Origin of the sequence: uncultured Campylobacter sp. (genome assembly GCF_938045775.1) — a bacterium.
Taxonomy (GTDB): domain Bacteria; phylum Campylobacterota; class Campylobacteria; order Campylobacterales; family Campylobacteraceae; genus Campylobacter_B.
Map to the genome: position 1 here is coordinate 1 of NZ_CALIBH010000280.1, position 8032 is coordinate 8032.

Genomic DNA, 8032 nt, shown 5'->3' on the forward strand with positions numbered 1-8032 from the left:
ATAATGCTACTAAAGCGGTAAGACTGCTTTTAGACAACGGGGTTAAATTTGAAGAAGTCAAAATGGTGCAGGGCTATATAGTTTGCCCTAGATATTCTGACGATACCGAAATCATAGTTGGCAACAATATAGATATAAAATTACGTACCGAGTGTCTAATCAATCACGATCACTCAAAAGATCCTGTTTATCCATTAAACTATGCAATATATAGTAACCTTATAGAAATTGCCGATATGATGCTGCAAAAAGGTATGAAACCGAAAGCATATGAAGGTCCTTTGTATTATTTAAGTAATAGCAGCATTCCATTTCAGCGAAAAGAAATATTTAAAAGATCTATTTATACTTTTCTTCCGCGGGATATGATGTATAAAGATAAATTAAAATTATTAATAAAACATAATATAGATGGCTTGCCTGATAAAGATGACTTTATTGTAGCCCGCAACAATTGTCTGAATAATACAGCCATGTCTATAAAAGAGAAGGAGTCTTACATAAATCATATGAATGATTACTGCTATGGAGAGAAGATTTTAGAATCATATGATTGGGCTCTTCGAGGCAGATGGTCGGTAAAACATAACGAAGAGAGGGAAAAAGGAACCGATAGATACTGGAAAGAAAAAGATTTTATAAAATTTTTCGGTTATATGCCAAACGATAAAAAATGTACCAAGCTAGAACCGGACATCAAAATATTAAATTTCTATAATATGAAAATCGATAGATATAAAGCTCTTTGCGGCAATGGGCTGAGCGATGAAGAGATTTTGCAAAAAAGTAGCCTCAAAGATAAAAATAGTACTGAGGCATTCGATATTGAGACATTTTTTAAATATTTAAATTTTGAGGAAATGCTAGAGGAAGCGAAAGTGAAAATTCTACATAACGGCGAGAAAATTGATATAAAAGACTATGCTGAAATTCTAAGACAAGAAGCAGCTAAAAAACTAGATAGTAATCAATAAATTTGAAGGAGTAAAACTATATAGCATCAGAAATTAAAGCGATATAGTGGGCAAAGCTTTTCTAAATTCTCATTAAAATTCCTTCCTGCCAGGTCGTAAAGCTTTAAATTAATCCAAATTTCACTATAATTAATCACTTAAATTTTAAAGGCCGCAAATGCTAAGTTTAGACGAAATTCGAAAAAATATCATCTTAAAACAGGGCGTGCATTATTTTGATTTCGCGGCTTCGGGGCTTGCCTACGAGCCCGTAGAGCGCGAGATAGGCGAAATTTTAAAAACCTACGCCAACACCCACTCCGACAGTAGCTCCAGCGCCATCATCACGCAGCGGCGCTACGAGGGCGCGCGAGAGAGCCTAAAAAAGCTACTTGGGCTTGACGAGCGGTTTTGTCTCATCGCTTGCGGGCAGGGCGCGACGGCTGCGATCAAAAAATTTCAAGAGCTGCTCGGCATCTACCTGCCGCCTGCGACCAGAAGCGCGATCGGCGAGGCAAATTTACGAGCCGCACAGCTTCCGCTTGTGCTCGTTTCGCCATACGAACACCACTCAAACGAGCTTAGCTTTCGCGAGGGGCTTTGCGACTACCTGCGCGTGCCGCTTAGCGAGTCCGGCGAGATCGATCTGCTTGCACTCGAGCGTATCTTGAAGCTAAATACAGGACGCCGCATCATCGGCTCGTTTAGTGCCGCCTCAAACGTCACGGGCGTCATCAGCGATTACAAAAAGATCAGCGAGCTAATCAGGGCCGCGGGCGGCATCGTGGCCTTTGACTGCGCGGCGCTGAGCTCGCACGCAAATTTAGACTGCGATCATTTCGACGCGATTTTCCTCTCGCCGCATAAGCTATTAGGAGGGCCTGCAAGCTGCGGGCTTTTGGCGATCAAAAAGGAGCTGCTTAACAGCGACGTGCCAACATTTGCCGCGGGTGGGACGGTCGCCTACGCTAACCGCGAGGGGCACGTGTTTTTGAAAAATCCCGAGCAGCTAGAGGAGGGCGGCACGCCGCCTATCATCGGGCTCATGCGGGCAAATTTGGCCTACGCGCTGCGAAACGAGGTGGGCTTTGAGAGGATAAAAAGCGCCGAAGACGAGCTGGCGCAGCTTTTTGAGAGCGAGCTAGCAGGCATTGACGAGATCATAAACTACGCTCCAAAGGGCGCGCCGCGGCTGCCGATATTTTCCTTTAACGTGCGCGGCGTCTCGGCGTATGATTTCGCCGCGAGCCTGAGCAACGACTTCGGCATCCAGACGCGCGCGGGCGTGATGTGCGCGGGGCCGTACGCTCACGATCTGCTCGGTATCAAGGAGGGGCGCATGCCAGAAAGTAAGCCTGGCTTCGTGCGCGTGAGCCTGCACTATACGCACACCGAGCAAGACGTGCTCTATTTGGTGGGCGCGATAAAATCCTGCATCAAAAAGCACCGCGAGCTTTGGGGCGAGGAAAAGGCGATGTATGAGATGTTCGGCGGGAAGATTTAAGCGGCGTGGGTTAGGGCTTTGCCGCTTTTTTGAGCTCATGAAATTTTATAAAATTCCGCACAGTTTTTAAAATTTATCGAAATTTCGTGCCGTCTCTTTGGAATTTTACGCTGGTTTTGCGCCGCAGAATTCTTACTATCGTTCCGCCTTTGCACTGTAGGCGAAATAAACTACACGCTCTGCGGAGGAACATATAATTTCACTCGTAAATTTACGGACAAATTCCGCGGAGTTAAAATTTAGAATTTGAAATTCCGCGCCTAGAAATTGTGGAATTTCAAAATCCCGTTAGCTGTATTCGCGGCTAAGCTTTAAAATTTCTTAGCAATGGAATTTCAAAATTTCACGCCGCGCCGCCAGGTAAAGCCTTGCTTGTAAATTTCAAAATTTCAAGGCGCAAATTTTGCGCTCTGTTTCGCCGGGTACGTCGCGATAGATGGTTCGCAGTGAAAATTTGAGGCAGAAATGAAATTTATTAGCGCCGCGCGAATAAAAATTCTAAAGCGAAATAAAGCTTATCCGCACCGCGCAGAATTACTCCAGTCCCAAAAACGCGCCGCTTTCAAATCCGAAATATATCCTCTCGCCCGTGCTCCAGCGCCGCTCATCCTGCGCCGTGACGCATTTTAGCAACACGTCGCCTACTTTGATCTTGATGAGTAGCGAGGAGCCGTACTGAAGCGAAACCGAGTGCAAAATCCCCGTAAAGCAGCGCTCAAACGGGCTTTGGGATAATAAAATTTTACTCGGATTTATCGCGATTTTGCGGGCGCGTGCGAGCCCCTCTTCAAGACGTAGCGAAATTTCATCCGAAAATTTTAAAACCCCGTTTTGCACGTCAAAGATGTTTTTGTATTCAAACTCGCATATCTTGCCGCGATGCAGAAATACGCTTCTTTGCGCGATCGCGCTGAGCCATTTCTCATCGTGGCTGGCGATGATAAAACCACAGCCGTAGCGACTTCGCATAAATAAAATCGCGCGCGCAAAGAGCTTGGAGGCGGCAAGATCAAGGCTGTTGGTCGGTTCGTCGAGCAGATAGAGCTTCGCGCGCTGCGCCAGAGCGAGCGCAAACGCGATGCGCTGCGTCTGCCCCGAGCTAAGCTCGAAATGCTTCTTTGATAAAAAACTTCTATCAAGCCCCGTTAGGCCGAGCGCCTCATCAACCCGCTCGTCAAATTCCGCAAGCGCGCCGCGACTTTTGAGCGCAAATTTAAAATTTTGCTCCACGCTGCGTTTTAAAAGCACGGGCTCGGGCAGCAGCAAGCAGGTCTGCCGCAGCGTCTGCAAAGAGGGCGCACGCTGCCCCCAAAGCTCCACGCTGCCGCTGCTTGGACGCTGCAAAAAGGACAAAATCCGCAGTAGCGTGGATTTGCCGCTGCCGTTGGAACCCAAAAGCGCCGTGATGCCGCTCGTATTTAGATCGAGGCTAGGGATATTTAAAATTTCGCTCCGTCCGTAGCGCAGCACTAGATTCCGCACCGAGATCAGCTCGCTATGGGGTACAGCTCGCGCGGCGGCGGAATTCTCATTTGCAAAATTCTTTCTCGCAGAATTCTCACTCGCGAAATTCTCGCTCTTGGAATTTTTACCCGCAGAATTTGCGCTAATGGAATTTTCGGTTACAGAATTTTTACTCTTAGAATTTACCGCAGTGGAATTTTTACTCGCAGAATTCTCGGCAGCGAAATTTTTACTCGTAGAATTCTCGCCTATATAATTTGTGCTCTTGAAATTTTCGCTTATAAAATTTTCGCGCTCCCGCTCCACCCGATTTTTGTCCGTGAAATTCTTACTCGGACGCGTTTGCTTATCTGCACTCATCGATCCAGCCTTTTTAGCGCGTGGATGGCTAAATTTACCGCAAACGCTATTAAAATCAGCACCAGCGCGAGCGCTATACCCATCGCAAACTCGCCCTTGTTGGTCTCAAGCGAGATCGCCGTGGTGATCGTGCGGGTGAAATATTTGATATTGCCGCCGATCATCATCGCTACGCCCACCTCGGCAACGATCCGCCCGTAAGCGGTGGCGATGACGACGAGTAGGGCGTAGCGCAGCTCGTAAAGCACGCAAAGGATTAAATTTAGCGGGCTTAGGCGGTAGTTCATAATGTTTAGATAGTGCTTTTTGTCCATATTTTCGATAACGCTGGCGCTTAGCGAGACGATGATAGGAAGCGCCAACACAAACTGTCCGAGCATCACGGCCTTGAGCGTAAAAAGCAACCCCAGCTCGCCCAGGGGGCCGTTTCTGGAGATGAAAGCGTAAAGAATTAGTCCTATCGCCACCGTGGGCATCGCAAGCGCTACGTCGCTTAAAAGTCTAAGCGTTCTGCGAGCGCGAAATTCGTAAAATCCGAGGATAAATCCTATCGGAAAGCCGGTTAAAATCGCAAAAAGTATCGAGATACTTGAAGTATAAAGCGTCGCCTTAATCGCCGAAAAGGTCTCCGCATCGCCGCTAAAAAGCAGCCCGAATGCGCTTAAAATTCCTTCTAAAATAAAGTCCAAGATTGTGTCCTAAATGTTCTATTCTGGCATATTTATAAACCAAATTTATATGCTATAATAGCATATTTTTTAAAGGAGATAACATGAAAAAAATATTTATGGTATTTTTATTTGTCTTTTCTCTATTAATACCAAAATTTTTGTCAATAAACAGTCATACTGTTACTGCAAATGATAACAGTATAAATGATGACTGGACAATTGACGATTTTATAATAGAAAATGACACTATTTACGGTTTTTCTAATAAAGGTGCTGAAAAACTTAAGAAGAATGGAAAAGTAATTTTACCTACAGAGAAAAACGGTATAAAAATAACAAAGGTAGCAAGTTTTGCTTTTCATCCAGATAAAAAGAAAGAAATTGAAGATTATATCGGTCGTGAAGGTAAGAATGGCGAAAAAAATAATAAAGATGTTGATGGAAATGAAATTCGTAATATAGGAGAATCGTTTAACAATACACTTATTAAATCTGTTACTATTCCTGATGGATATAAATACATCGGACAAGATGCCTTTGATTTTAATGAGAGTTTAAATGAACTTAAACTTGCATCTACTATAACAAGAATAAGTGATTATGCCTTTGCACATATAGCATTAGACAAAAGTTTGGAATTACCAAGTGAATTAAGAACTTTAGGCGACTCTGCATTTATGGAAAGTCAAATTACTGGGAATCTTATTCTACCAGAAAAGTTGGAAAGTTTGGGAGAAAGAACTTTTAAAAACAATAAAATTTCAAATATTGAGTTTAAAGGTAAAAAAATTACTGAACTTGGAGAAAAAGTTTTTGAAGATAATAGAATAGAAAGCATTAATATTCCAAACAGTATAAAAAAAATAGCATCAGATGCATTTAACGGCAATTATGGAAATGAAGAATATAACTATATAGTTACGCTTTGGACTGAACATAAAAATAATCCAAATAAATTATTCGGAGCTTCTTTTTATGTAGATCCATCTGATGATTTAAAAGTAAAAAAACCTGAAATAAATTATAAAGTTTGGGAAAATGCTGATTTTAAAATTAATAAAAATGTAATTGAAGGATTTTCTAATAGAGGTCTTTTGAAAGTTAAAAAGAATAAAAATTTAAAAATTCCAAGTGAACATAACGGAATAAAATTAACACAAATTGCAGATGATGCTTTTAGAAACATTAATTTTAAAAATGAAAGTCTAAAAAAATATGACTTGGAAAGTGTAACCTTACCTAATAGCATAGAAAAAATTGGAAATTTTGCCTTTCAGTCAAATTATATAACAGAATTAGATGTTCAAGAGTGTGAAAATTTAACTGAAATCGGAAAAGGTGCATTTATGAATAATAAAATAAGTACACTAAATTTGAATGACAATTTAAAACTTATTGATGATGCAGCTTTTCATATAAACAATTTAGAATTTGTATTTATTCCTAAAAATGTTGAGAAAATTGGAATTTCAGCATTTAGAAACAATAAAATAAATATGCTTTTGATGAATTCAGAAAAACTTTCAGAAATTGGAGAAATGGCATTTCTAGGAAATGCTATAGATAAAGTTGATTTAACTCAAACTCCAAATTTAAAAATCATAGGAGTTCAAGCATTTGCAGGTAATTTAATCACTTCAGTTAATTTACCTTATGGCATTGAAGAAATAAGAGAAGAAGCATTTAGGAAAAATTCAATAAAAGAAGTTATTTTCCCAAATTCACTAAAAAAAATAGCTTTTAATTCATTTGATGAAAATCCAGGAAATTTAGAATATAAAAAAGTTTTAGTTGAAATTACCAGTGGAAATATTAATAAAATTCCTGATGGAAATAATTTTATTGTAAATAAAAATACTTTGGCTAAAGATAGAACTGAACTAAAAAAAACTATTGAAAGAATTGATTCTTTAAAATTAGATGAATTTCAAGAAAAAACAAAAAAATTATTTTTGGATGTAAAAAAAGAAGGAGAACTTCTCTTAGAAAAAACTAATTTAAGAGAAGGAGAAATGCTTAAATATATTTTTGAAACTAATTTTTTAATTGATAGATCAGATATTGATATTTTATTAAAAAAAGCTAAAAAAAGTCTTTCAAATGGTAATGAAAAATCAAAAAAATTGTTAGAAGACAAAATTAATTATGCTGAAAAATCATATAATAACAGTGCATTGGATACTAGAAAATTAAAAAGACTTAAGAAAGAATTAAAATTTATTACAGACTTGGTAAATGGAGAAGGCGAAATATCAAAAACTGTTATGTTACAAGGTCATCATAAATTAAATAGTCCATTACCTATACCATCATATCATATAGGTGTTAATGTTTATTTTGACAAGAACGGTAAAATTTTATATGTTTTGGATATGAGCTACAATATAGGAAAAGGGACCTTAAATCAATATGGTACGGAAGTGGAAAATGTTGATGAGGATAACGAAGGATATCACAAGTTAGCATTGGATACTTTATCAGATTACGAAGGATTAGACTATAGAGAAATTTTGTCTGGAAATGTTGATTCAATTGGTAATATCCTAAAAGTTGAAAAAGCAAAATATCATAGAGAAGGCATGTTTGAAGCAATAAAAGATGCTTGTAAAGATTATAAAGAAAAAGTAATCCGAAACGAAGAATATGACATAACTGTAGTTTCGTTAGGAGAAACAAAATTTATAAATCTAAAATTGAGTGTTGAAAAAATAAATTCAGACAATATAAAAAATCTACAAAGTAATTTTTCAAATGCCTTTGACATACAGTTTAAAAATTTGAATGATAAAACAGTTGATATGACTGGTAAGTTTAAAGTAATTTTAAATAAAAAATTTAATGATGTTAAAGCCGTTTATCACCTTTCCGAATCCGGAGAATTAACTTCATGTAAATTTTCTCAAACTAAAGAAACTGTATCATTTGAAACGACACACTTTTCAAAATATATCATTGAATATAACAAAACAAAAGAAAAAAATTCTGAAGGCAATAACTCAAGTTTAGAAAATAACAGTAATAATAATATTTCTAGAAATGATACTAATACAAAAGCTAATACAAAAAATATGGGTAATAAA

At 38.7% G+C, this 8032-nt stretch carries 5 protein-coding genes; 3 read left to right on the plus strand and 2 right to left on the minus strand.

What is annotated here, in order from left to right; all coding sequences use genetic code 11:
* On the plus strand, positions 1-974 hold a 974-nt coding region (locus Q0238_RS11730; protein ID WP_297946326.1), incomplete at its 5' end, for a hypothetical protein.
* Between the two features lie 157 nt (positions 975-1131).
* Positions 1132-2457 carry an aminotransferase class V-fold PLP-dependent enzyme gene (locus tag Q0238_RS11735; RefSeq protein ID WP_297946329.1) on the plus strand — a complete coding sequence of 442 codons (1326 nt, stop codon included), beginning with the start codon at positions 1132-1134 and terminating at the stop codon, positions 2455-2457.
* A 534-nt stretch (positions 2458-2991) separates the two neighbouring features.
* Here the strand turns inward: Q0238_RS11735 and tupC are convergent.
* Positions 2992-4281 carry a tungstate ABC transporter ATP-binding protein TupC gene (tupC, locus tag Q0238_RS11740; protein ID WP_297946332.1) on the minus strand — a complete coding sequence of 430 codons (1290 nt, stop codon included), beginning with the start codon at positions 4279-4281 and terminating at the stop codon, positions 2992-2994.
* Complete coding sequence (gene tupB / locus Q0238_RS11745) at positions 4278-4970, minus strand: tungstate ABC transporter permease TupB (RefSeq protein ID WP_297946335.1); 693 nt, start codon at positions 4968-4970, stop codon at positions 4278-4280. The genes tupC and tupB overlap by 4 nt, the downstream gene beginning before the upstream one ends.
* Positions 4971-5053: 83 nt before the next feature.
* Between tupB and Q0238_RS11750 the strand changes: the two genes are divergently transcribed.
* Positions 5054-8032 (plus strand): leucine-rich repeat domain-containing protein (locus tag Q0238_RS11750; protein WP_297946338.1); only part of this gene is annotated, 2979 nt, incomplete at its 3' end.